Source organism: Sphingobium sp. TomMM7A (assembly GCF_055397305.1).
This window is the reverse complement of sequence record NZ_AP027311.1, coordinates 1,780,451-1,800,400: the sequence shown is the minus strand read 5'-3', so window position 1 is coordinate 1,800,400 and position 19,950 is coordinate 1,780,451. Positions and strand designations below refer to the sequence as shown.

The following is a 19,950-nucleotide window of genomic DNA, read 5'->3' as shown; positions in this document are numbered from 1 at the left end:
CGCGGCGGTGCAGGCATCGGCAGAGGTGCGCGCCCGGCATCGCGCTGTTCGCTGGCTATGGGACGGCCTTCCGCGCGTCCTTTGGCTTGTCGTGTGCAGGAGCCAAAGCCGGAATCTCCTTTAATATCGAGGCCGGAATCAATCTCGCCATATCGAAGAGAGGTCTTTCGGGCACGATCGCAGCATTTCGGCACACGCACGAAACGTCATCTTTGCCGTCCTCGCCGATTTGGGCTTCCATATCCAGAGCGCGCATGCGGGGTGGAGGCCGATCTGCTGTGGTAGCCGAGATCTGCCTTCTCGCTCCTCGCCAATTATGCTTATACCGACACGGCCGACGATGGCGCGGCGCAGGACGACAGGATCGCACGCGTGCCCGAGAACAGCGGACGTATCGCCACGCGCTATCGCGTTCTCCAAGGCCCTGCGGGAGCCTATTTTCGCGCAGGACTCACCGCCTTCGCCTCACGCAAACTGACGTTGCCCATCCATGATCCGAAAATCACAAGTTTTGCATCAAGCCAAAAATCGCAGAAATCTGCCCCTCCCCGTGATACAAAAATCTGATGCACATTTGGCGCGCTTCTGGCCGCCGAAATCACTGTTTCTGCCTCCATCGCCCCTGATGCAAAAGTTTTGGACTCCCGATTAGTTGTCCCGATTGGGATCGTTGAATAGGAAAGCCGGATCACCTTGGCGACCTTGACAATATGGACGAAAAAGGAAGAATGATGCCTAAGCTGCTTCTCAAATGCGCGGTTCTTGTAGTTCCACTGATCATGCCCTTTGCCGCAGTGACCGCCCAAGTCGCAACAAAGGCAGAAAAAGGCTCCGCACCATCTCGCGGATCGTGGCAAGCTGCTGCTAATCCTTCTTCGCGACCAATCGAAGCAGATGGGTCGGTGAACGTGCCCTCATTTCGCCTGCCTCCTTCCGAGTATATGAGTGCCGAGGCGAAAGCGGCCTTACCACGTGTGCCCTCCGACATGTTCGAGGTGCTCCGTCAGTCGCCAAAGGATGTCACCGCCTTGCGCACGAATTTGCCAAGGCTCGTCGCGGGCCGCGTTGCCCAACTGAAGCGGATGTACAAGGTAGAGACGGAGGAGCGTGCGATCGCCGGTGTCCCGGCCGTCTGGACGCGGCCGATGGCAGGCATCACGCCCGCAAAGTCTGGCAAGATACTGCTGAACCTTCCGGGCGGGGGCTTCATGATTGCCAACGCGGGGGCCAATGGCATGTTTGAGACGATCCCCCTGTCGGGCCTCATGGGCGTGGAGGGCGTAAGCATCACTTATCGGCAAGGCCCAGAAGCGCATTATCCCGACGCAACCGAGGACGTGGTAAAGGTCTATCGTGAACTGCTCAAGACGCATAAGTCGCAAGATGTGGTGATATATGGCTGCTCGGCGGGCGGCCAACTCACCGCCCAGACCACCGCCGCGCTGATCCGCGATAAGCTGCCTCTTCCAGCCGCCATCGGCCTTTTGTGTGCATCTGCTGACATGCGCCTCTTGGGTGACAGTGCTGCCTTCACCTCACCCTTTCAGGCAATACCAAATAAAGAGATACGCCTATCGTATTTTGAGGGGATCAAACTCGACGATCCCGCTGTCTCGCCTCTCCGGTCGCCTGATGTACTGAGGCACTTTCCGCCAACTCTAATTGTAACGGGAAGCCGTGCTCTGGAAATGAGCAGCGCCGTTGCAACCAACAATGCGTTGCAGAAGAGCGGAGCCGTTAGCCAACTCAACATCTGGGATGGTATGGGACATGCCTTCTTCTACGATATCGCGCTACCCGAATCGCGGGAGGCGTTTGATACGATGGCGCGCTTCTTCACCAAATACCTTCACCTTAAGCCTTAGTGGTCATTTGCGGACATCTAGGCTTGGTGCTGTCAGACAAAGGCGAACCGCTCTCCACACGATGCACTTTGGACCGGCGAGGCAGGGGATCAGATCACGAGAGACCGCCACTCAGCCAGGGCAGCTGAGCGTCTTTCCTTGTAGGTCTGTCGATCAATCAGGTGGCGTTCCAGTGAAAAGTGGTTGTGGACGTTGGCGTGAACGGATGCGAATTTCTGTAGGGCCTTGATTTGCCTGAAGCGCAGCATAGCCCGCTCTCGTCGTCGAAACGGAAGGTGACTGTTCTCGACCCGATTGTTTGCCCAGCGGCCGACTACCTGCTTTGCCCGGTTGCCAAGCTCGCCCATCGCCGCGCCGTAAGTGCGAAGGCCATCAGTGGTGATCGATTCGGGAGGTCCATGACGCTTCAGCGCCTTCTTCATGAAAGTCAAAGCAGCCAGTTTGTCGCGCGTTTTCGTGACATAGCTCTCCAGGATCTCACCTTCCTGATCAACGGCGCGCCACAGATAGACCATCTCACCATTGACTTTGACGTACATCTCATCGAGGTGCCAGCGCCAGTGCCGGAACCCGCGCATGCGGCTGATCCGCTGCCGACGGATATCTCCGGCGAACAGCGGGCCGAACCTGTTCCACCAGTATCGGACGGTCTCGTGGCTGATATCGATGCCACGCTCGAAGAGCAGATCTTCCACGTTCCGCAGGCTGAGCGGAAACCGGACGTACATCATCACCGCCAGCCGGATCACCTCTGGCGACGAGTTGAAGTAGCGGAAAGGGCTGGCGGGCTTACGGGGGCGGGGCATGGCGCCCGCTTACCAGCGCTATCCTAACGAGCGGTGCATTTGGTCTGACAGAGCCCTCTCGAGGCTTAGAAGCCTACGTCGAGCGCAAGACCAAGTTGGCGAAAGCCCCCGTAGCTTAAGTTCTGGATATAATCGCCAGCGAAAAACGGATGGCCCTGAACTGTAGCGACGTAGCGGCGGTCGGTACAGTTCCGGCAGAAGGCCCGGAGGCTCCAGTTGCGCGCGGTCGGGGTCAAGGTGGCGCCCAAGTCAAGCGCCGTATAACCCTTCTGTACCGAACTGGGGTCGCCGTTGGACAGGAAATTGTAAGATGATTGTGACGTTACACCGATATTAAAGATGGCCGCGAAATTGTCGCCCAGTGGTTGCTCGTAGCTGACGTCTGCGATCGCCTTCCACTTAGGAGCGTTTGGCAGTCTCCGGCCAGAGGAGTCGGTCGCGCCGTTCACGCAGTCAATCTGCCCGACATAGCAGGTGTCCCCCTTGAACGAGATGAAGCGGGCATCTGTATAGGCAACACTGGCGTTGAATGTCAGGCGTGATGTGGGCCGCGCGATGACCTGTAGTTCAGCGCCGCGCGTGCGTAGCTTTCCTGCATTCTGCAGCAGGAACGACAGTGTCGTGAAGTCGATGCTCTGCGCCTGGAAATCCTTAAAGTCGGTGTTGTAAGCCGACAGGTTTACCGTCAACTTGCGATCGAGAAACTGGGCCTTGGTCCCGATCTCGAAATGCGTCGAAATTTCCGGCCTTACGTAAGAGAAGGAATATTGCGCATAACCCGGCCCCTTGTAGCCGCGCGCGGCAGTGCCGTAGACCATCCAGTCATTGTTCAAGTCATATTGCAGCGTCGTGCGCCAGGAAAAGTTGGTTTCGCGACGGGCCTCCTGTCGGTCAGGAGAAACAGGCAGCAAGGAGAGCGCGCCACCGCCCGCAGTATTTTCATAACGCATATTGATGGTTTCATGGGTCAGGCGCGCGCCCGCGGTCAGGCGCAGCCTGTCCGTGAAGCGATAGGTCCCCTGGCCATAGGCGGCATAGCTGCCAAGCTTTTGGCGCCAGAAGCTGTCGCTTCCCAGGACAGTCGTGAAGCCTGGGGGGGGCGTTTGTCCCAGAGACGCAGCAAGAAGATTGTCTTCCCGGACCCGCGCCTTGAGCAGGAACAGCCCGGCTTGGTAATCGAATTTTCCTCCCACGGGCGAAGCCAGTCGAAGCTCATTGGAAAATTGATCGGTGATAATGCCCCCGCCGAAAACCTGCACCAGGGGCAGGGGGCTATAATCGGCGTCAAACTGCTGGGACGTCTTGAACCCCCGGTAGGCCGCAATGTTCGTGATGGTCAGGCCACTATCCAGTTCATAGGAAATCTTGGCCTGAACCCCACCCACCTTGAGATTGTAGAAAGTCGGCCCATCATAGGCGCTATTGGAATTGTTAGGGCCCGGCGTGATGCCAAGTGTGGGGAGTAGTTGGGCGAGAGGACTCGTGGGCGTGACGACCCGCAAACTCGCTACGCCGCCGCCGGCGCCGCGGGAATCCAGATAGTCGCCCGCCAGCAACACCGTCAGCCGTTCTGTAGGCTTCCACAGCAGCTTCGCAGATCCGCCGACTTGTCGCAGACCGCCATCAAAGTCGGGATTGGCCACGACATTTTTCTGAAGCGACGAATTCTTGACGTAAAAGCCATTGATCCTCGCAGCCGCGCTGTCAGACAGCGCTAGATTAGCGATGCCTTGTACACGAAATAATGATGTGTCGTTGGCGTTATCCAACTGGCCATATTCCGAAAAAATGCGACCCGAATTGGTCCCGATCACGGGATCGTTGGTACGGATGTTGATAAGCCCGGCGGACGCGTTTTTGCCAAATAGAAAGCCTTGCGGACCGTTAAGAACTTCGACCTGCGCAAGATCGGTGAAATTGATGACCCCCAGTTCCGAACGAATCAGGGTCACATCGTCCAGAACGACAGCCACGCTGGGCTCGACCGACCGCTGGAAGCTGGACGTGCCGACGCCGCGTATCGAAAAATTGGTGCCCTGGGCGTTCGCCGCGTTGTTTTGAGTAACGAGGCTGGGTGAAATGCGGGTCAGATCCTCTGGATTCTTGACGCCGCGCTCGCGCAGCGCCTCTCCGGTGACGGCGGTAACGGTGATCGGTACATCCTGAAGCCTTTCCGAACGCCTGTTGGCGGTTACGATGATGTCTGCACTCGACGCGTAGGGATTTGCAGCGGCGGTAGTTGTTTGGGCTTCTGGAGCCCAACTCTCCGTGCTTGAAGATGTTGGCCCCGCCATTGCGAATGTTGGAAATAAGGCTCCGGTCGCGGCAGCGCATAAAATGCTAGTACGGAATCTCATAAACCCTCTCCCATTTTTATATCTAACCGCTATAATATGGAATCTATATTCCGTAAATACAAATTATAGAATGATCATCGTTGTGGCTGGAAGGCTGCGGGCACCTTCAGCATTTGGGCGGGTCACGAAGATCGATGTCTTCTGCGACGGGCGGCACCGGCCAGCCTTGGCCGTATCCCGAAAGCTTCCCCCATTAGACGAGATTTATCGAGCAAGGCACAATATTGTCGAGGACAAGCAGATTTCGTAATGAAAGGTTTGTTGCTCTAATGCACTAGTGAGAATATATATTCTAATTAAGACAGGCGGCTGCTGGAGAGGGGGCGTTGGCGACCAATCATTGAGTTGCGGCGAGCGGGCTGACAATGTGCTCGACTTCACCTTCAAACAGAGCGAACAGCATGAGCGCTGAATCGCTGCGTACCTGATGCGCGGTGACCTGCCCCGACCGGTCGACGGTCGGGGCTGTGGGTGGTGGGAGCCGCATTGCGCGGCTCCTTCGAAGGAGAACCACCCATGACCCGACTGAGCGATCTGCAATCCATGCTGCTCTCCACTGCGTCCCGGCGGGAGGACGGAGAGATCCATCCTTATCCCCAGAACGTGGACCCAAGGGGCGGCGCGAAGGCGGTAGCCGCGCTCCTGCGCCGCGGCTTTGTCGAGCAGCGGGCGGCGGACGGCCCAGATGGAGAGGCGCACATCCACATCACGGCCGCGGGCCTGCGGGCGATCGGCATTGAAGCTGATGCCCCCGACAAGGGGGAGGGCGTGGGCAAAGCTGAACCTGCCACATCCCCTGTCCGGACGACGAAGACGGGTATGCTCCTTGCCCTGATCGAGCGGCCGGAAGGGGCGGTGATGGCAGACCTTATCGAAGCGACCGGGTGGCTGCCCCACACGGTGCGGGCGGCACTGACCGGCCTGCGCAGGAAGGGACATGCGATCGGGCGGAGCGCCCGCGATGGCCAGAGCTGCTACCGGATCGGGAGCATCAGCTGATGGGCGAGGTGGAGCGGCGGATCGCCGCCCTCGAAAACCTCTCCTCATCGGCGCTCAGGGCGGAATGGCAGCGCCTTGCCGGGACGGCTCCGCCCCGGATCAGTCCGGCGATGATGCGTCTCGCCCTTGCATGGGAATATCAGGCAAAGTCGCTGGGCGGTCTGCCGCGCACGACCCGGCAAAAGCTCGCCCAGCTTGCAGGGGGCAAGAGCCGTACGGCAGACGCGAAGGCGGGCATGCGCCTGACCCGTGAGTGGAACAGCGTCGTCCATGTGGTGACGATCGGGGAGGACCGGATCATCCGCTGGAACGACCGGGAATGGCGGTCGCTGAGCGAGGTTGCCCGGACGATCACCGGCACCCGCTGGTCGGGCCCCGCCTTCTTTGGCCTGAAGCAGAAGGTTGCGGCATGAAGCCGGTCCGCTGCGCCATCTACACGAGGAAGTCGAGCGAGGAAGGGCTGGAACAGGACTTCAACTCGCTGCACGCCCAGCGGGAAGCGTGCACCGCCTACATCCTCTCGCAGGCGATTGAGGGCTGGACCGCGCTTGCCACATGCTATGATGATGGCGGCATATCGGGAGGCACGCTCGAGCGGCCGGGGCTGCAGCGCCTGCTCGAGGATGTGAGGGACGGACTGATCGACATCATCGTCGTCTACAAGGTCGATCGGCTGACCCGTTCCCTGCTGGACTTTGCAAAGCTGGTGGAAGCGTTCGATGCAGCCGGTGTCTCATTCGTCTCGGTGACCCAGTCGTTCAACACCACCGCCAGCATGGGGCGCCTGACACTCAACATGCTGCTCTCCTTCGCCCAGTTCGAACGGGAAGTGACCGCCGAGCGGATCCGCGACAAGATCGCGGCATCAAAGGCGCGGAGCATGTGGATGGGCGGGGTTCCTCCGCTGGGCTATCGCCCCGATGGCCGCAGCCTCGCCATCGTGCCGGAGCAGGCGGCGCTCGTGAACAGCATCTACGGGCGCTATCTCAAGATCGGCAATGTCCGGCTGCTGGCTGAAGCGCTGCGGGAGGAGGGAGTGCTGGCGCCCATCCGTACCACGGCGACCGGCAAGAGCATGGGAGGCCGGCCGTTCACCCGGGGACAGCTGTACCTCATGCTCGCCTGCCGCACATATCTTGGCGAGATCAGCCATCACGGGAAAATCCATCCCGGGCTCCACGAGGCTATCATTGAGCGGGATCTGTGGGACAGGGTGCAGGCGCTGCTGGAACAGAACCGACAGGGTATGCGGACGGGCAAAAACGCGCAGCAGGCCAGCCTTCTCGCCGGACTGGTGCGGGATGAAGCGGGCGAACCGCTCATCCCGGTGCATGCTACAAAGGGGAAGGTGCGGTATCGCTATTATGTGAGCAGGGCGCTGCAGACCGGAGAGGGCGGGGACGGCATGCGCATCCCCGCACGCGAGCTGGAGACGGCCGTAGTGGACCGGCTGGCGCAGGCTTTTGACGACCCGATTGACCTTGTGGCGCAGGCCGGTGCCTGGATCGACCGTCACGACATCTCACGGATCATGGACGCGGCGGCGCGGAGTGCGGCCTGTATCCGTCAGAGGAAGCGCGAGGTCCTGCTCTCCCTGGTGGAAGCCGTGGAAGTGACGGGGGAAGGGGTCACTCTCCGATGCAGGCTCCCTGCGCTGATCAAACTCCTGGACCTTCCTGCTGATGACGAGGCAAATGACGTCCTCCTGCGTTCTCCTGTTCGTCTGACACGCTCAGGTCGTGCGCTCCGTCTCGTACAGGATGGCGGAGCATCGGCGTCAGCCCGGATCGACCCCTCGCTCATCCGCATGGTCGCAAGGGCGCATCACTGGTGGCGCATCCTTCGCACCGAGCCCGTTGACGTTAAAACCCTCGCTGCCCGGGAAAAGGTGAGCGCCTCCTGGATGACCCGCGTGCTGCGGCTCGCTTTCCTCTCTCCGGCGGTTACCGAGGCCATCCTCACGGGACGACAGAACGCGGATGTCGACGGCGCCATGCTGCTTGCCCGAGGAGCGATCAATCCGGGTTGGGGTGCCCAGGATGCCAAGCTCCTCGTATCGATCAGAGGCTAATTTTCGCTTCCCGAAAGCGGCCGCTCGCTCAGATTTTCACCGTTGGATTTGCGGGGAGAAACCGGCTGGTCGGCATGCTACCAGTCGCCGCCATTGAGCCGGGCTACCGGCTATCATAGAAGCGGACTTTCGAAACGGGGAGGTGGCGATCATGCGAGCGGAAGAGGCACCCTAGTATGAGAAGCTGGCGAAAATCGTCCAATTGAGGCCGAAGCAGGAGAAGCCGGAGTGATCGCGGCCTTTGTCTATTTCGCGGCGGCACTTTGGTTTAACTGGCACATCTTCCGCCTGCTATACATCGCTGGATCGCGCGGTTATGTGATGGCGCTCAGTCGCCCTTTCATCGATACTGTTGAAACGCCGCAAACTCGGACTGAAAACCCTCAAAAGTTTTGGGCGAACGTAATCGTGGCAACCTTTTTGCTGCCGTTGGCAGTGGGCGGCCTATGGGACTCCAGCACAAGGCTTTACGCACTCATTAATCTGCGCGGTGTGTAGCCGCATGCGGCCATTTGCAGATGCTGTCCGATAGCGTTAGGCATCTCCAATGCGGACAGCCAACATCTTCGCTGGAATTGCTGCGGCGCTCTGGTTCGGACTATTTTATATGGGTCGAAGCGGGACCTACGGCATCTACGCACATGGGAATGGCGTCTATCCCAACTCAGGCCAGATCGACTATTACATGGTATTTCCGATCTGCATCACGGCGACGTTGCTGTTGGCTGGTTGGATTTGCAACGGTCTCCGGGCTGCGCAACCATTAGGGGCAATTTCCATCATCGCTTTGGCAGCCCTGTTCCCATATCTGCTGGTTTACACCGGCGGGATATAATCCCTGTAGTCAGATTTCCAGCAAATGCCGCCGAAACCTGCCTTTCCGCTAGCCACCCAGCCCGGACATAGCAGGGCTCATTGTAAGACAACATCTTCTTCAAGCCGCCCGTCGGCCTCTGCTGTAGCTATCGGGCAGATTGGATAGCAGGAGCGGCCGGTCCGCTCATCGGCGGTGCAAGGAGCATGGCAGTCCGGGACCAGCGGCAGGCGACCATTCCTGTCTGGATTGGAGTTCGATAAGCCGACACGGCCAATCGCGGTAGCCCATAGCAGTTGACTTTGTGCAGTCCCGATGATCAGTTCAACACTCATGCACAAGCAGTGTTGCGCATACGGCAACAAAGTTTTTGTGTAGGAGGCAAGGGATGAACCTGTGGCGCTGCGCGGCTCTCGGCGGAATCGCAGTATTCATCTTCATGATGATGTTTCCTGCCATAGCCGGATTGCGCGCATGCACAGTTGCGCCTGATCCAATCGTTGCACTTGAAATGGCGCTCAGCCCCGCCGCCGTTGCCGCTCTGTTTCCTGAGCCCTGCAAGGCGTCTCTGATTGCTGCGCAGATGCAAGCACTTCGGATCGACACTTTCGGGTTCATCCCCGTCTATGCCGCGTTTTTGATCGTGTCAGCAATCGCGGTTGGACGGATTGTGCCGCCATCAGGGCGGGCTCTGATAAAGCCCGCCATAGTGCTCACAATACTCGCTGCCATCTTCGATCTGATTGAAAATAGTCGCATGTACGCCATCATTGGCGACCTGCCGGGCAGTCGCGGCGAGATAGACGTTCTTATGGTCGTCGCGCGCGCCAAGTTCGTGCTTTTGAGCGTAGTTTTGATGCTTATCGGCATCATGCATGTGAAAAGCTCAGGATGGCAGCGGTGGTTAGGAATTGCGACTGTTGTAGGCGGCGCGCTCTGTGCGGTCGCTGTTTTCACAAATCAGGAATTGATGCCATTCGGCGCGTCGTTTGCCTGGCTCAGCTTGTTGATCATCACCTTCGTATGCGCATTGTGTCCTCCGCCGTCATGGCGTGAGAGTCGGCAAGCCAGCTCTAGCTGACTTCTTCGTCAGAACTGACAGTCAGCAAGCCACCTGCATCGTCGTTCCCGGATTCCGGACCGCTGCCCCGCGCTGTTAACCTGCTGGTCCGGCTCGGGGTGAGGAAGCTGTCCAGCGGCAAGCGACCACGCCATTTGCAGGATGATGTTTTGCCTGATTGCGAACGATCGGCTTCGCTGGCACGGTTGCCTCAAATGACATGGCCGTGGGAGATACAGCTTTGAGTGATAATGATCCTTATGCTGCTGGCCGCTCGCTCCTTGGTGAGATGCAAAGTTTGTCAATGCCCACCGCAGTCGATCTCAAGATCGATTTCGAATTGGGGGGGCGCCCGGCAATTTGTCGCCATCCGTGGCACTGACGCCGCGAATCCCGTGATTCTGTTCATTCATGGCGGGCCGGCATCAACTGAGCTTCCAATTGCCTGGACATACCAGCGACCGTGGGAAGATTTTTTCACGGTGGCGCAATGGGATCAGCGTGGTGCCGGTTTGTCCTTTCCGCTCAATGAGCCGGAGGCGCTCGGCCCGACACTGACGTTCGAACGTTATTGCGACGATGCAATTGAACTCATCGAGCTACTCTGTTCCCGCTATGAGAAGCAGAAGGTCATCATCGTTGGCCATAGTTGGGGGTCTGCCGTCGGACTTGCCGTTGCAATAAAGCGACCAGATCTCGTCCACGCTTATGTCGGCGTGGCACAGGTGATAGATTTCCTGAAAAACGAGCAGGAAGGTTACGCCTGGACCTTGTCCGAAGCTGCCAGAACAAATAACTCCGACGCCTTATCAGAACTGAATGCAATCTCACCATATCCGCAAGAACACGCCCTTGATCTCGAAAAAACCAGAATCGAGCGGAAGTGGGTCCGCCGCTTTGGTGGCTTTGCTGCATACAGAAATGATACGAACTTTCACTCGCATTCCTTCCTGCTTTCGCCGGCGCACGGCATTGCTGACGGCCAGGCCATCGGAGCAGGCTTTTCGTTCACCATGCCTCGTATGTGGCCGCAATTAGCGGCGATTAGCTTTTCGGGCGTGAAGCATATTGAGGTTCCCGTCCTGCTATTCCTCGGACGCCATGATCGGGTAAGTCCTCCCTACATCGCGGAACAATGGCTTGCAGACCTGGATGCCCCACTCAAGGAACTGGTTTGGTTCGAACGGTCTGCTCATCTTCCAATGTTCGAAGAACCCGGTAAGTTCTTGGCCGCGCTGGTGGAACGCGTCACGCCGCTAGCCGCGTAACCTGTACCACATGCGGACTGGCTGTCTGCGGAGCGGGACGATCCAAAATCTGCTCCGGCCATGCCCAGACCGGGTGGTTTGCGGACGGTCGGCTTAAGAGGTGGCGTCAGCCGGAAAGCTGACTAACGCCTGCCTCTATAAATTACCTTATTTCGGGAGACGATGAGGCAGCGAACCACTGGCATCATCTCCGATGAACGATGCCCAGACGCCTCCGGGCTGCCACACCGTGTCCATTAGTGCCCGCGCTTGCGCGTCATTGTGCCCCAAAGCCTCTCGTTGCCAACGATAAAGGAAGGCAGACACTCTCATGTTGGCAATGCAATGAACATGAACTGGCCTGCTTTCAAGCTTGGCCATCGCGTCACAGAACTTATTGAAATCTTCTTCGGTTGGTCGGTCGAAATCCACAGGGATGTGAATATAGGTCAAGCCGAGACGAGCAAGTGAGGCGGCTTCATCGGGCAGAGCTTTTTCATGTGTGTGCAGCCCAAGATTTATGACGTGTCCAATACCAAGTCTGGATAACTCGGCAAGTTGCTCCTCCGTGGGTTGGCCTGATGTAGTGACGCGGCTGTCGAGGCGTCGCCAGTTATAAATATCGGTAGGATCAGACATACAGGCACCTCCATTCAAAGGGTGCCCAGGCGAGCGGCGGCGGCGTTTCGCGCTCCACGGTGGTAATCCACCTTCCTCGCCAGTTGCGCGAACGCGGCTCGTATACCCTATGACGGCGCTACCGCCAAGCCTGCCCATTGCAGGAACGACCAGCTTCAAGCGTATGAGTGGCTGTTTTATTCGGCAGCAAATGGTCGATTTCGCATAAGACTGGCGTTAACCGGCCAAGCGATGCGTGAGGAAGGCTCCCGATAGTCCCATTACCAGGCATCGACCTTCCTCCTGGCGTCGGCCAGTGACAGGCTGAAGTCCAACGTCACGCCATTCTCATAGGCCCAGCTGCCTCGGGATGGCCAGGATCTTGCCCAAGGCCCGATCCCAGGCCGCGACCAGATCGAACCCTTGATCGGCCTGCAGCCAACGGAGCGTGAGGCCCTCTATCATCGCGAAAAGTTCGCGCGCGATTTCTAGGGGGCCCTCGCAGTGCGGCGTCAGCATTAGTGTAAAACCCTCCATCACCATTTTCTCGCGCTCGCGGACGAGAGCGTTGGCGGGATGCGCGGGATCAGCCATAGCCTCTGCCTGAAGAACGAGGAAAAGGCGCTCGATCTCTGGCTCGGCGGCGGTCCGGCCCGCCATGAAGTGCAGGAGTTCAACGACGGCTGGAAACGACATTTCTCCTTGCGCCCCGTCGGCCCGCGTCCTTTCCTGCGCAAACGCCTGCACGTCGGCGACCTCGCGGCGTGAATATTCTTCAAGCGCAGCGGCCAGCAGGCCTTCCTTTGACCGGAAATAGTATAACAGCGCGCCTTTGGTGATACCGCAGCGGCTGGCAAGCTCCTGGATTGTGAAGCCGTGATAACCCCGCTGCCCCACAAGGCGGATCGTCTCATCCAGGATCTGCGCCCGCCGTTCCTCGGGATCGCGCCGCTCTCTCATACGCCTGCTCATATCCCTTCCTGAGATTATATTGACCGTATGGTCAATAGGCGATAGCAACACTGCGGCGGATAGAGTTGGCGCACCGTAGCCGCCGAAGGCCCACTCGCTCAAAGAACCGGGGATAATAATAATGCGCCGTGTTTGGGATGTCCTCAAGTTTGCTGGCCGCTGGGTCGGCCCCTTGCTGATCCTGCTGGCGCTTTACCTTTATCTATTTCCGCTCGGGCCGTTCATGAGCGGGTTGGGCTTTGTGGTCGCGGTTCCCGGCGCGGTCCTGACCGGAGCAGCCTCGATGTTCACCCGTGCCCCGGAGCGGCGGACCAGCCGCAGGATCCTCGCCATCGTCACGCTGGCCGGGATCGTCGTAGCAGGCTGGCAGTTCGCCGAAACAAAACGTGGTTATGCCTATCATCAGGAGGCAATCAGTTTCGAGAATCGCGGCGCGCGGCTGGCCGGGGCCATGTACTTGCCGGACAGGCAAGGTCGGGTTCCCGGTATTGTCCTCGTCCACGGTTCGGGCGATCTTCCGCGGAGCAGCCAGACCGGAATGGCCCGCCAGTTGGTGCGCCGTGGCTATGCGGTGATCCTCTACGACAAGCGCGGAACGGGAGAATCGACTGGCCATTTCGAGAAGGTCCAGGCCCTCCGCCCGGATAACATCGATTTGCTCGCAAGCGACGCCTCCGCCGCCCACGACGTTCTGGCAGCGCGCCGTGAAGTGCGGCCGGACATGGTTGGGTTCTTCGGTGGCAGTCAGGCGGGCTGGATCATACCAAGGGCGGCCGTCCTGAATGGCCACGCTGCGTTCATGCTGTTGCTCTCCGGCCCGGTCGTATCGACCCATCACTGGCTGCAGTACGAGCGTCTCCATCTCGGACCGCCAAACGGGGGAGCTACGCTCGGCAAAATCCTGAACGCCTTTTCCCGAGGCGATATCCCCAAGGGCATGACCCCGGATCAGGCTTGGGAGGCATCGCAGAAGCGGCCTCTCGACCTTCCCTATGGGAATTACGATCCCGTCGCCGACCTGCGCGCGCTCAACATTCCCGGGCTGTGGTTGTTGGGAGATCGCGACTGGATGGTACCCTCCGGATCCACCGCACGCAATCTCGATGCCCTCCGCGCCCTCGGAAAGCCATATGAGTATCGCCGCATTCCAGGAGCCGGCCACGCTATGTTGCCCAGCCCGGGGAGGCTGGTGGAGCGCACCTTGGAACAATGGCTGGCGCGAGTGACCAGTCGGTAGAGACGGAGGGGGAACAATTATGTCTGTCATTAAAGGGCTAATCGCTCCCCGGTTCGCAGACAGCGTTCAACACCTTAGGTGGCATGTCGATAAGCCAGGCCTTACGCTCGCGCTAGCCCTTACGCTTGGCGCGTGTACCACGGTAGATCATGTCGCCGCTATACGGGCGATGGACGACGCTACCGTGCGCCGCGAGATCAGCACGCGCTTTCAGTACCCTCCGCCACGGCCAGTTCCTGCCCGCGTCGATGATCAACGCGCCGGTCGGATCGCGGACGCGACCTACTTCGCCGCCTTTCCCGATTATGACCGGTCCTATTCCCCCCGCGCTCGCGCCAAGGCGAAGCGGCTCGCGCTACGCTTGCAGGCTGATGCCGGTTCGCTGACCCGCGACCAGTTCACGCTGCGCATCGCCGAGATCGCCGCGCTTGCCGATAACGGACACACCACTCTCTTCACATTCGGCCAAAAGGTGCCGCGTATTCCGGTGCGCTTCTATCTGTTTGCCGATGGCCTGCACGTCCTCGATGCCGATACCGCGCATACCGCTATGCTGGGCGCGCGCATCGATCGGATCGACGGACGCCGCATCGACGACATCTATCGCCTCATCCGCCGCTATCGGGGTGGGGCCGAGGCACTGCGCCGCAACAGTCTTGTGCCGATGTTGGAAGCGCCCGGCCTGTTGCAAGCTGCCGGCGTGGCGGAGGCAAAGGACAGCTTGGTGGTGGCCGGCGTTCTCGCCAGCGGCGCGCCGTTCGAACGCCGCCTCACAGCCGAGACCAGCATGCCGTCGATACTCTGGCCGACAATGGGCCGCCTGTTGTTTCCCGGCCAGCTCAAGGGTGTCGCCACTGTGCTGCAGGGGCGCGATGACCTTCCCTTATCGCTTCAGCAGCACGACCGTGTCTATTGGTCGCACACGCTTGCGCCCGGCGGCTTCTATGTGCGGATGTTGCAGAATGTCGGCAATCCGATCGCGGCATTCCTGAAAGAGACCCTGACGCAAATCCGCAAGGAGCGCCCGACCTTCATCGTGCTCGACATGCGGATGAATCCGGGTGGCGATTACACCATGACCTATGCGTTCGCGCGCGCTTTGCCCGAAGCGGCGGGCGATGCCCCTATTTACATCCTGACCTCGCCCTGGACCTTCTCCGCCGCGATCACGACCATCTCCGCGCTGAAAGAGGAAGGCGGCACCCGCGTGAAGATCGTTGGCGAAAACGTTGGCGACCGACTGGATTTCTGGGCCGAAGGAAGGCCGTTCCTGCTGCCCAACAGTGGCCACATGATTCAATTTACGGCGGGTCGTCACGTCTATAACGGCCCTTGTAATGATATCGACCAGTGTTTCTGGCTGAACTATCGCTACCCCGTGCATGTCCGCACGCTACGGCCAGACATCGCCGCGCCCTGGACTTTCGCAGCTTATCGTGAGGCCCGCGATCCTGCTCTGGAAGCGGTGCTTGGCCTGGAGAATATCCGAGCTGGTTCGAAGACCGGTAGGCCAGGGCGAGCGCGAACCAGAACGCCGGGTTGAACATACTCGACGTTATCGCACTCTCGCTGCCCGCGGTTCGATGCGCGGGCGTCTCTAAATGACGTATCGGCTGCTAGCTGTCGGTCTTCTTTCTGGCGTACGGCTTTGATTAACAGACATTCCTCTAAGACAATATAGTGCAGTCGCGACGCTTGCCTTTCTGGGACGGAGGTGGTTTGCATTGGGTCGATGTGTCAAACGTGGTGCTGGATGCGGTCGGCCCCCTCTCTGCGCACTGGCCGAGGCTGAAGGAGGCCGGCCTGATACCGGAGACGGCTGACATAGCACCGACGATGAGCATCTTCGAGCTGGAGACGGTCATGGAGGTGCTGACGATGCAGGTGGAGCGGTGCCACTACCTGAGCCGCCGTGAGGCCTTCGAGCGGCAGGTGGCGTATGTCGCGGATGAGTTGGATCTGGTAGCATTCTATCTGGAGACGCAGTTCAACGTGCCGAGCGTGGGACGCAATGGCGAGCTGTGGCTGTATGGCCGTTCCGCGAAGGTCGCGCATGGCTACAGCGAGGCTAGGGCGGCGAGGACCCTATCTTTTCCGATCCGCAGGACCGAAACGTGGAAGGCGGTATTGCGATCCCTTGAGGACAAGAAGCCCGCGGGCTGGACGCGCTTCGGTCATCGGCTTCTGAGCTTCGACTTCGAGACGCAGAAGGCTGCCGACCGTTTGCTGCGCGAAGGCTGGCGGATGGTTGAGAGATCCGTCGACTGTTTTTTCTCAAGTGGAATCACGTCGGGCGAGGCGGAGCGCGCATCGACCATCTCGTTCGTGATCGGCCCCCCTCCCGATCCGAAGACCTTTCAGGCCAATGTCGCGCGGGCGACGAGCAGTGCGCTTGATCAAAGCGGGACGCGGGATCTGCTGCTGCTGCTGTATTGGTTCGCGCCCCGAACCGGCGAAGCCTATGATTTCATCGGGACGATGAAGGGCACGGGGCTTACGTCGCGGATGATGCAGGCGTGAGGACCTTGGCGGAGTAGTCGGACGGGCGTTGATCACCGACGCGCAAAACTAGAAGTCAGGTTCGTCCAGATCGTCCGGCGAGAGGTCGAGAGCGGGCGAGGCATAATGCGTGTCGACGGCGTAGACCGCAGAGCCGACCTCCAGCAACTCGATGGTGCCGTCGATATATTCGAGCCCCGCATTCGATTGTGCGGGGAGGGGTGAGACAAAGGCGGGGAAGTCGAGGTCGGCGTCTGGACGCGTGGCGGAGGACCTGTCGGACGGCTCCGATGCAGGGAAGGCGCAGATGGTCGCCGCGTCACCCATGATGGCGATGTTCTTGCCACCTTCACGCTGGGCCGACCGGAAGATGATGGCGTCCGGGGTCACGTCGGTGCCGCGCCATCGCACTGGCTGGTTCGTGAGATATTCTGCCACGACCTGCGCGGGCACGTATTCGAGATGCTCGTCGCCCGGGAGGATGGGCTGGCTGATCTCGGACGCGAAGCTCTGCATGAAGGCCCATTGGGTGGCGCGGACCATTTGGTTCTTGGCGAAGATGTCGATCTGCTTTCCGGCCCGGGTGAAGCGGGTGAGGTCGAGGACGTGGATAGGTCGGTGGATGCGGAAAGCGGCCAGGGTGATCAGCGAGCCGACGGCGGGGCGCAGTTCGGCGATGGCCGTATCCTTCTCGGTGGCGCCGTAGAACACCGCGATTCCGGCCGCGTTCATCCGACCTGCCCGGCGCAGAGGGGGAGGCGGTGGCCCCATGAGCGATGCCGGGTTCTTCGCGATGGTTCGGAAGGCTTCCTCGTCGGCGACGATGCGGGCGCGGTAGAAGACCGGATCAGTCGCGGGGACCAGGCGGTAGAACGCCGGCTGGCTGTCGATGTCCGATTGATACTGGATGCCGTCGAATATTTGGGCGAGGAACGCCTTGGCGAGATCGTTGAAGAAGCGCTGGCGGTGGAGGATGGCCTCGCGGAACCTGCGCCACAGGGCGCCGTGGCGCCACCCGTCGAGGCGGATGGGGACATAGGTCTGGTCATCCGCGAAGAACGCCTCTTCGCCGTCTGGCGGCCAGTAGTCGTCGTTGTCGATCAGCCAGCCGAGGAGCGTTTATCACCTGGTCGTCGTCGGCACCGGTCGTTTCGTTGATGATGGTGTAGAGGTCCTCGCCCTCTTGACTTTCGAACATCCACTCACCGATCGCGTAGTTCGCGCGCAGGGCGGGCTCCACGATTTTGCCGACCTCCTCCAGCGGAACTGCCTTGCGGGAAGGGTGGAACTGGCATCGTTCGTCGTCGGGAAAGCCCGGGCGAATTTCGATCAGCCGGCGCTTCAGCGTGGTGTTTTCGAAGCACTCCGGACAGACGTTCATTGCGATCCCCAAACTCGGCGAGGACGGCTTTCTCACACAGTGCCGACGAATTTACCATCGTCCGTCGGTGCTTGCTCGGGGTAAGCGCTAAAACACTTCCACTGGTGGGCCTTAGGCGGCCTGATCGATGACGGCACTGCCGGCGACGCGGCTATGTGCGGCACGCGCGTCGTGCAGAACGACTTCGGAAATTCGACGTTCATCATCCCGCACTACCCCTTGGCGTTGCCCGCCAAACGCCTACTAAGCACGGTTAGTCCTATCTCCGACATGTCACAATTTCCGTCCATCGCGAGGATAGACTGCTCTCTCAGCCGATGATGTCCGCTTACAGATAGACTGGCACAGGCTGCGGGCTACGGCTGATCCGAGAACATGCGCGCTCGACGCGCTGGTCGAGCTGGGCATCTAGCATCATGTTTTCGACGATTTCTACTTCATATCCAAGAAGCGTGAACGCTTCCTCCAAGCGGCTCATTGTTACATACGGCGCGCAGCTCCCTGCCCAAAGTCGGAAGAAATTACTCCAGTCGCGCTGCATTAGGTCGAGGAGCGCGCTTTCGTCGGCCCGGTCAGGCGTCTTACATGCGATGACGCAGTCGGAGAGAATTATAGTACTGCTATCCTGCTTGTGCACGAGCTTGTCGACCCTCATGCGGCCGACGCGGGGAAACAGCAGTGCCGATCCCGCTACGGATCTTGGGGCATGGGCGTACCAGCGCGAGAGCGGACCAATCCGGCCGTCGGCTAGGTCGGTGCTGTGAACAAAAGGTTGGCCCTGCGGTTCTGCCGATCCACGGGAATTGGCGATGCTGCCGCGCATCAACTGTAGGCGCCCGCGCGAAATGTTAGATCGCGGAGCATTGGATGTCGGAGGAACTGCTAATCCAGCCGAACGTCGGGCCAGCTTCACTATATCAACTGTCACTGAGCAGCGCGGGAACGCGTCCGAGTGCGAAGCTCCAATCGTCATGAAGTCCCAGTGCTCGTGTAGAGCGCCTCGCAGGCCTTGATCGCGCTCGCTCGTCAAGCAGGAACTGGGCAGAATTGCTATCAGTTCGCCGCTGGCATTAAGGAAAGAGAGCGCGCGAGCCACGAAGGCAAGTGCCCTGCTAGCCTGCGGCAACCGCGATCATCATTTCGAGCAGAATGAATTCGGTAGTGCTGGCCACGGCATCAGAGAACGTGGCGTCGTATCGGGGAGGCTCGGGGGATGTTGGGTTCTCCGCACTACCGAACCCCACGAAATACGTGCGAATTCCCGCCGTCTTTCGGAGATTCTCCGATTTCTGCGATATTTGCAGACTAGCTGGCGGAGCGGAACGGATTCCAAACCATCAATACGCTTTTGATGCAAAAGTGCATTCCGTAGTGCGGGGAGTAGCAGCAGAGATAGCTGGGCCAAATTCCGTATCTTTGGTTCGCATCTGACTCTCTGCAGTACCGAACTGAGCTGAACGCGCGCGAATTTGCGCCGCTTTTCGGCAAATTCTCTAACGTTTCCAATATGTTGAGACTTGGTGGCGGAGCGGTACAGATTCGAACCATCGATATGCTTTTGCCCAACAACCCTCGGAAATGTCGGCAGAAGATTTTGGGGTGCGTAGCAAGAGAAAATCCTTGCCGTTTTTCGCGCGGGAATGTCCGAAAGCGTAGTGGAAACTGAGACGATCTGTATCGACCGGTTTCTCTAAAAACCCTGCAAAATCAAGGACTAGCTGGCGGAGCGGGAGGGATTCGAACCCTCGATACGCTTTTGACGTATACTCACTTTCCAGGCGAGCGCCTTCGACCACTCGGCCACCGCTCCGCATGCACTGGAAGGCGGCTCCCTATCGTGCGGCGCGGCGAGTGGCAAGGGGATGCCGCGACTTTCCTGCTTCAATTTCGCGGCGGTACTTCACCCGCCGTTGCGCTACGTAGACCGTGACGGATAGGCAAATGCCTGGCCGCAACCTACATTCAGGAACAATAGCTACATTTCCGGCGATACCCTATCCAGATGCGGCATCTCTCCAGAACGG

17 protein-coding genes, 1 tRNA gene, 1 pseudogene and 1 riboswitch are annotated in these 19,950 nt (G+C 59.5%); of the genes and pseudogenes, 11 read left to right on the top strand and 8 right to left on the bottom strand.

Going from position 1 to position 19,950, the window contains the following annotated elements; genetic code table 11:
• Positions 1 to 710 precede the first annotated feature (710 nt).
• Positions 711 to 1,865 (top strand): alpha/beta hydrolase, encoded by a 1,155-nt coding sequence (locus tag ACZ5ZH_RS08940; protein WP_464771283.1) that lies wholly within the window; start codon positions 711 to 713, stop codon positions 1,863 to 1,865.
• Between the two features lie 89 nt (positions 1,866 to 1,954).
• On the opposite strand, the gene ACZ5ZH_RS08935 is transcribed toward ACZ5ZH_RS08940, so the two are convergent.
• Positions 1,955 to 2,671 carry an IS6 family transposase gene (locus ACZ5ZH_RS08935; protein ID WP_464771282.1) on the bottom strand — a complete coding sequence of 239 codons (717 nt, stop codon included), beginning with the start codon at positions 2,669 to 2,671 and terminating at the stop codon, positions 1,955 to 1,957.
• A 65-nt stretch (positions 2,672 to 2,736) separates the two neighbouring features.
• Positions 2,737 to 4,965: a TonB-dependent receptor gene (locus ACZ5ZH_RS08930; RefSeq protein ID WP_464771281.1), complete on the bottom strand. Its 2,229-nt coding sequence runs from the start codon at positions 4,963 to 4,965 to the stop codon at positions 2,737 to 2,739.
• Between the two features lie 579 nt (positions 4,966 to 5,544).
• Here ACZ5ZH_RS08930 and ACZ5ZH_RS08925 point away from each other — a divergent pair.
• The 7 genes and pseudogenes from ACZ5ZH_RS08925 (at position 5,545) to ACZ5ZH_RS08895 (ending at position 11,240) form a co-directional block, all read left to right on the top strand.
• On the top strand, positions 5,545 to 6,027 hold the full coding sequence (locus ACZ5ZH_RS08925; RefSeq protein WP_464771279.1) for a DUF3489 domain-containing protein: 483 nt from the start codon (positions 5,545 to 5,547) through the stop codon (positions 6,025 to 6,027).
• Entirely contained in the window at positions 6,027 to 6,440 is a 414-nt protein-coding gene (locus tag ACZ5ZH_RS08920; RefSeq protein ID WP_464771278.1) for a DUF2924 domain-containing protein, read from the top strand. Before ACZ5ZH_RS08925 ends, ACZ5ZH_RS08920 begins: the two co-directional genes overlap by 1 nt.
• Positions 6,347 to 7,204: pseudogene (locus tag ACZ5ZH_RS08915) on the top strand (recombinase family protein); the annotation flags it as partial. The gene ACZ5ZH_RS08920 and the pseudogene ACZ5ZH_RS08915, both read left to right, overlap by 94 nt.
• Before the next feature lie 1,122 nt (positions 7,205 to 8,326).
• Complete coding sequence (locus ACZ5ZH_RS08910) at positions 8,327 to 8,596, top strand: hypothetical protein (RefSeq protein WP_464771277.1); 270 nt, start codon at positions 8,327 to 8,329, stop codon at positions 8,594 to 8,596.
• 49 nt (positions 8,597 to 8,645) lie between these two features.
• Positions 8,646 to 8,933, top strand: coding sequence for a hypothetical protein (locus tag ACZ5ZH_RS08905; RefSeq protein ID WP_464771276.1), 288 nt, complete (start codon positions 8,646 to 8,648; stop codon positions 8,931 to 8,933).
• A 367-nt stretch (positions 8,934 to 9,300) separates the two neighbouring features.
• A complete protein-coding gene (locus ACZ5ZH_RS08900) occupies positions 9,301 to 9,993 on the top strand; it encodes a hypothetical protein (RefSeq protein ID WP_464771275.1) in 693 nt (230 codons plus the stop codon).
• Positions 9,994 to 10,223: 230 nt separating this feature from the next.
• The gene (locus ACZ5ZH_RS08895) at positions 10,224 to 11,240 is read left to right on the top strand and encodes an alpha/beta fold hydrolase (protein WP_464771274.1); all 1,017 of its coding nucleotides are present in this window, start codon (positions 10,224 to 10,226) and stop codon (positions 11,238 to 11,240) included.
• Between the two features lie 147 nt (positions 11,241 to 11,387).
• On the opposite strand, the gene ACZ5ZH_RS08890 is transcribed toward ACZ5ZH_RS08895, so the two are convergent.
• On the bottom strand, positions 11,388 to 11,858 hold the full coding sequence (locus ACZ5ZH_RS08890; RefSeq protein ID WP_464771273.1) for a protein tyrosine phosphatase family protein: 471 nt from the start codon (positions 11,856 to 11,858) through the stop codon (positions 11,388 to 11,390).
• A gap of 16 nt (positions 11,859 to 11,874) precedes the next feature.
• A riboswitch (ZMP/ZTP riboswitch) is annotated at positions 11,875 to 11,955 on the bottom strand.
• Positions 11,956 to 12,185: 230 nt separating this feature from the next.
• Positions 12,186 to 12,809, bottom strand: coding sequence for a TetR/AcrR family transcriptional regulator (locus tag ACZ5ZH_RS08885; protein WP_464771272.1), 624 nt, complete (start codon positions 12,807 to 12,809; stop codon positions 12,186 to 12,188).
• A gap of 172 nt (positions 12,810 to 12,981) precedes the next feature.
• Between ACZ5ZH_RS08885 and ACZ5ZH_RS08880 the strand changes: the two genes are divergently transcribed.
• The 3 genes from ACZ5ZH_RS08880 to ACZ5ZH_RS08870 all read left to right on the top strand — a co-directional run bounded on the left by ACZ5ZH_RS08880 (position 12,982) and on the right by ACZ5ZH_RS08870 (position 16,566).
• Positions 12,982 to 14,046 (top strand): alpha/beta hydrolase family protein, encoded by a 1,065-nt coding sequence (locus tag ACZ5ZH_RS08880; protein ID WP_464775169.1) that lies wholly within the window; start codon positions 12,982 to 12,984, stop codon positions 14,044 to 14,046.
• A gap of 169 nt (positions 14,047 to 14,215) precedes the next feature.
• The gene (locus tag ACZ5ZH_RS08875; RefSeq protein WP_464771270.1) at positions 14,216 to 15,589 is read left to right on the top strand and encodes a S41 family peptidase; all 1,374 of its coding nucleotides are present in this window, start codon (positions 14,216 to 14,218) and stop codon (positions 15,587 to 15,589) included.
• Positions 15,590 to 15,789: 200 nt separating this feature from the next.
• Positions 15,790 to 16,566: a hypothetical protein gene (locus tag ACZ5ZH_RS08870; RefSeq protein ID WP_464771269.1), complete on the top strand. Its 777-nt coding sequence runs from the start codon at positions 15,790 to 15,792 to the stop codon at positions 16,564 to 16,566.
• A 48-nt stretch (positions 16,567 to 16,614) separates the two neighbouring features.
• Here ACZ5ZH_RS08870 and ACZ5ZH_RS08865 read toward each other — a convergent pair whose 3' ends face one another.
• From ACZ5ZH_RS08865 to ACZ5ZH_RS08850, 4 genes are all read right to left on the bottom strand, one after another.
• Positions 16,615 to 17,277: an RES family NAD+ phosphorylase gene (locus tag ACZ5ZH_RS08865; RefSeq protein WP_464771268.1), complete on the bottom strand. Its 663-nt coding sequence runs from the start codon at positions 17,275 to 17,277 to the stop codon at positions 16,615 to 16,617.
• A 313-nt stretch (positions 17,278 to 17,590) separates the two neighbouring features.
• On the bottom strand, positions 17,591 to 17,926 hold the full coding sequence (locus tag ACZ5ZH_RS08860) for a hypothetical protein (RefSeq protein ID WP_464771267.1): 336 nt from the start codon (positions 17,924 to 17,926) through the stop codon (positions 17,591 to 17,593).
• Between the two features lie 328 nt (positions 17,927 to 18,254).
• Positions 18,255 to 18,749 carry a hypothetical protein gene (locus ACZ5ZH_RS08855; protein WP_464771266.1) on the bottom strand — a complete coding sequence of 165 codons (495 nt, stop codon included), beginning with the start codon at positions 18,747 to 18,749 and terminating at the stop codon, positions 18,255 to 18,257.
• Between the two features lie 896 nt (positions 18,750 to 19,645).
• Positions 19,646 to 19,736: transfer RNA gene (locus ACZ5ZH_RS08850), tRNA-Ser, on the bottom strand.
• Between the last annotated feature and the right edge of the window lie 214 nt (positions 19,737 to 19,950).

Coding starts and splice junctions, on each gene's coding strand:
- ACZ5ZH_RS08925 (WP_464771279.1), top strand. CDS start 5,545: ATGACCCGACTGAGCGATCTGCAATCCATGCTGCTCTCCACTGCGTCC.
- ACZ5ZH_RS08940 (WP_464771283.1), top strand. CDS start 711: ATGGACGAAAAAGGAAGAATGATGCCTAAGCTGCTTCTCAAATGCGCG.
- ACZ5ZH_RS08860 (WP_464771267.1), bottom strand. CDS start 17,926: ATGAACGTCTGTCCGGAGTGCTTCGAAAACACCACGCTGAAGCGCCGG.
- ACZ5ZH_RS08930 (WP_464771281.1), bottom strand. CDS start 4,965: ATGGCGGGGCCAACATCTTCAAGCACGGAGAGTTGGGCTCCAGAAGCC.
- ACZ5ZH_RS08855 (WP_464771266.1), bottom strand. CDS start 18,749: ATGCGCGGCAGCATCGCCAATTCCCGTGGATCGGCAGAACCGCAGGGC.
- ACZ5ZH_RS08875 (WP_464771270.1), top strand. CDS start 14,216: ATGGACGACGCTACCGTGCGCCGCGAGATCAGCACGCGCTTTCAGTAC.
- ACZ5ZH_RS08885 (WP_464771272.1), bottom strand. CDS start 12,809: ATGAGCAGGCGTATGAGAGAGCGGCGCGATCCCGAGGAACGGCGGGCG.
- ACZ5ZH_RS08890 (WP_464771273.1), bottom strand. CDS start 11,858: ATGTCTGATCCTACCGATATTTATAACTGGCGACGCCTCGACAGCCGC.
- ACZ5ZH_RS08895 (WP_464771274.1), top strand. CDS start 10,224: ATGATCCTTATGCTGCTGGCCGCTCGCTCCTTGGTGAGATGCAAAGTT.
- ACZ5ZH_RS08935 (WP_464771282.1), bottom strand. CDS start 2,671: ATGCCCCGCCCCCGTAAGCCCGCCAGCCCTTTCCGCTACTTCAACTCG.
- ACZ5ZH_RS08905 (WP_464771276.1), top strand. CDS start 8,646: ATGCGGACAGCCAACATCTTCGCTGGAATTGCTGCGGCGCTCTGGTTC.
- ACZ5ZH_RS08865 (WP_464771268.1), bottom strand. CDS start 17,277: ATGAACGCGGCCGGAATCGCGGTGTTCTACGGCGCCACCGAGAAGGAT.
- ACZ5ZH_RS08920 (WP_464771278.1), top strand. CDS start 6,027: ATGGGCGAGGTGGAGCGGCGGATCGCCGCCCTCGAAAACCTCTCCTCA.
- ACZ5ZH_RS08900 (WP_464771275.1), top strand. CDS start 9,301: ATGAACCTGTGGCGCTGCGCGGCTCTCGGCGGAATCGCAGTATTCATC.